Origin of the sequence: Streptomyces sp. SID4985 (assembly GCF_009863025.1) — a bacterium.
Lineage (GTDB): Bacteria > Actinomycetota > Actinomycetes > Streptomycetales > Streptomycetaceae > Streptomyces.
Window position 1 is genome coordinate 1 of the sequence record NZ_WWIR01000157.1, and the last position, 4,055, is coordinate 4,055.

Below are 4,055 nucleotides of genomic sequence, written 5' to 3' on the forward strand. Positions count from 1 at the left end.
ACGGCGTGCTCGTCGTCGCTGGTGGCCTTGCATCTGGCCGCCAACGCGCTGCGCCAGGGCGAGTGCGATCTCGCGCTTGCGGGCGGAGTCACCGTCATGTCAACTCCCGTGGCGTTCATCGAGTTCTCGCGGCTGCGGGGTCTGTCCACCGATGGCCGGTGCAAGTCGTTCTCGGCTGCGGCGGACGGTACGGGGTGGTCGGAGGGGGTGGGGCTGCTGCTGGTGGAGCGGTTGTCCGATGCCCGGCGCAATGGCCATGAGGTGCTGGCGGTGGTTCGTGGTTCGGCGGTGAACCAGGACGGTGCGTCGAATGGGTTGACGGCTCCGAATGGTCCGGCGCAGGAGCGGGTGATTCGGCGGGCGTTGGCGAGTGCGGGGCTGGCCGCGTCGGATGTGGACGCGGTGGAGGCGCACGGTACGGGGACGGTGCTGGGTGATCCGATCGAGGCGCAGGCTCTGCTGGCGACCTATGGCCAGGGTCGGCCGGATGAACATCCGTTGTGGTTGGGGTCGTTGAAGTCGAACATCGGTCATGCGCAGGCGGCCGCGGGTGTCGGTGGCGTGATCAAGATGGTCGAGGCGATGCGGCGTGGTGTGTTGCCGCGCACGTTGCACGCGGAGGAGCCGTCGCCGCACGTGGAGTGGGACGCGGGCGGGGTCCGTCTGCTGACGGAGGCGCGGGAGTGGCCGGAGGCGGGTCGTCCTCGCCGGGCCGGGGTGTCTTCCTTCGGCTTCGGTGGCACCAACGCGCATGTGATCGTCGAAGAGGCCGTGGCCGAGGAAGCGGTGGCCGAGTCGGGGGCCGAACCCACCGCCCCTGCCCGGGCGTTGCCCGCGGTGCCGTGGTTCGTCTCGGGGCGCGACGAGGCCGGGATGCGGGCGCAAGCGGGGCGGCTGCACGAGTACTTGAGCGGTCACCCCGATCTCGACCCTGTGGATGTGGGCTTCTCTCTGGCGACGGGGCGTGCCGCGCTGGAGCGGCGTGGGGTGGTCGTCGGTAGTACGCGTGGGGAGTTGCTGTCCGGGCTGAGTGCGCTGGCCGACGGCGCAGGTGTGTCGTCGGGTGTGCGGCGGGGGCGGACGGCGTTTGTGTTTACCGGTCAGGGTGCTCAACGGGTCGGTATGGGTGGGGAGTTGGGTGAGGCGTTCCCGGTGTTCGCGGGGGCGTTCGATGAAGTGTGCGCAGGGCTGGACCCGTTGTTGCCGCGTCCCCTGCGGGATGTGGTGGCCAGTGGTGAGGGTCTGGATGAGACGGGGTTTGCCCAGCCGGCGTTGTTCGCGTTCGAGGTGGCGTTGTTCCGTCTGCTGGAGTCGTGGGGTCTCCAACCAGATGTCGTTGCGGGTCACTCGGTGGGAGAGGTGGCGGCCGCTCATGTGGCGGGTGTGCTGTCGCTCAAGGACGCCTGTGTGCTCGTGGCGGCTCGTGCCGGGTTGATGCAGGCGCTGCCGACGGGTGGCGTGATGGTGGCAGTGGAGGCGACGGAAGCGGAGGTCCTCGAACTCCTCCCGGACAGCGGCCTGGTGGGGATCGCCGCGATCAACGGCCCTCGCGCTGTGGTGGTTTCCGGCGAGGAAGCAGCCGTCGACGCGGTAGTGGACGTACTGCGTTCGCGCGGATGCCGGACCCGTAAGTTGTCGGTGTCTCATGCCTTCCACTCGCCGTTGATGGATCCGGTTCTGGAGGAGTTCGGAGAGGCGATCGCGGGTCTGGATTACCAGGCCCCGCGCATCCCCGTGGTGTCGGCGCTGACCGGTGAGCTGGCCGATCCGGACGAGTTGACCGATCCCGACTACTGGGTGCGGCACGTCCGGCAGCCCGTCCGGTTCGCCGACGCCGTACGCGCCCTGGAAGCCGAAGGCGTCACCACACTGCTGGAGCTGGGGCCCGACGGTGTGCTGACCGCGATGGCCGGCGCCGTGCTGAGCAACCCCGATGCCGTCGTGGCCGTACCCGCGCTGCGCGCCAAGCAGCCGGAGCCGGGCACGCTCCTGAACGCGGTCGGCCTGCTGCACACGCGCGGAACGCCGGTCGACTGGCGGGCCTTCTACGACGGCACCGGCGCCCACCGCGTCGACCTGCCCACCTACGTCTTCCATCGCGACCACTACTGGCTCGCCCCGGAACCCGAGCCCGCCGACGCGGGTGGCCTCGGCCTGGTTCCGACCGGACACCCGCTCCTGGGCGCGGCCGTTGAGCAGGCCGACGGCGACAACACGCTGCTCACCGGCCGCCTCTCCCTCGCCACTCATCCGTGGCTGGCGGACCACACCCTGCACGGCGTGGCCGTCTTCCCCGGTACCGGCCTGCTGGAACTGGCGCTGCGGGCCGGGGAGCAGGTCGGCTGTGAACGCGTCGCCGAACTCACCCTCCCCGCACCGTTGGTGGTACCCGAGCGCGGCGGGGTGCAGGTGCAGGCGGTCGTGGGCGCAGCCGACTCCGAGGGGCGGCGCAGGATCGACGTGTACGGCCGTCCCGAGACGGACACCGGTCTCGAACAGCCCTGGTCCCTGCACGCGACAGGGTCTCTGGAAAGCGCCCGGAGTGCCGAGGCTGCCGCACCGGACGCCCCCGGCCTCGAATGGGCCACGACCTGGCCGCCGCCCGTGGGCGTGGTGGAAGTCGGCCTGGACGGCGCGTACGAGCGGCTCGACGAAGCGGGTTACGGCTACGGGCCCGCGTTCCAGGGGCTGCGCCGTCTCTGGCGGGGTGACGAGGGCGAGCTGTACGCCGAGGTGGCCCTGGCCGAGGAGCGGCGCGCCGGTGCCGTCCGCTTCGCCCTGCACCCCGCCCTGCTGGACGCCGCCCTGCACCCGTTGCTGCCCGGAGCCGCCGGGGACGCCCCTGACCGGCTGCCCTTCGCCTGGTCGGACGTCGAGGTGCACGCCACCGGGGCCACGGCGTACCGCGTCCGTATCACCGAGGCCGGACCGGACACCGTGTCCGTGACCGTGGCTGACGACATGGGTGCGCAGGTCGCCTCCATCGGTGTCCTCACCCTGCGGCCGCTGCCGGAGGACGCGTTGCGCGCGGCGGGCGGTTCCTCCGCGAACCAGCTCCTGCGGATCGACTGGTCGCCGCTGCCCGAGCCCGCCGCCGAGCAGCTTGGCGACGAGACCTTCGCCGTCATCGGCGACGACATCCTCGGCCTCGGCGACTCAGTCCGCGCCTGGCCGGACCTGGACGCGCTGCCGGAGGACGTCCCGAGCACGGTGATCGTGCCGGTGCCGTCCCCCGCCGAGGGCGACGTGCCCTCGGCCGCCCGTCGCACCCTGACCGATGTGCTGGGGCTGGTGCGGGGGTGGCTGGCCGGTGAGCGGTTCGCGGATTCGCGGTTGGTGTTCGTCACGCGGGGTGGAGTGGCCGTTGGGGAGGGAGACGCAGCGGATCTGGGCGTTGCGGGTGTGTGGGGTCTGGTGCGGTCGGCGGTGACGGAGAACCCGGGGCGGTTCGGGCTGATCGACATGGATCTCGATGTCGATCTGGCTTTGCTGACTGGTGCGTTGGGGTGTGGTGAAGAACAAGTCGCGGTGCGTCGGGGCGGGTTGTTCGTGCCGCGTTTGATGCCGGTCGGAGCTGCGCGCGGTGCTGGTGAGCGTGTGTCGTTCGGCGCCGGGACCGTTTTGGTGACGGGCGCGTTGGGTGCGTTGGGCGGCGTGTTGGTCCGGCATCTCGTGGTTGAGCACGGAGTGCGGCGTCTGCTGTTGGTGGGGCGTCGTGGTGGGGATGTGCCGGGCGCGGAGGAGCTGCGGGAAGAGCTGCTGGGTCTCGGGGCGGTGGAGGTGTCCTTCGCCTCGTGTGATGTGGGGGACCGGGAGGCGCTGGCGAGGGTTCTCGCCGGAGTGGAGACGTCGTTGTCGGCGGTGGTCCATGTGGCGGGGGTGGTGGATGACGGTGTCGTCGCGGGCATGTCCGAGGGGCAGTTGGAGCGCGTTCTGCGGCCGAAGGTGGACGCGGCATGGAATCTGCATGAGCTGACCCGGTCGTGCGATCTGTCGGCGTTCGTGGTGTATTCGTCGCTGGCCGGTGTGCTGGGGACGGCCGGTCAGGCGAACTA

General features: G+C 70.9%; 1 protein-coding gene. It reads left to right on the forward strand.

Annotated elements, in window-relative coordinates; genetic code table 11:
- A partial coding sequence (locus GTW40_RS06205; protein WP_161179143.1) for a type I polyketide synthase occupies positions 1-4,055 on the forward strand: 4,055 nt, incomplete at both ends.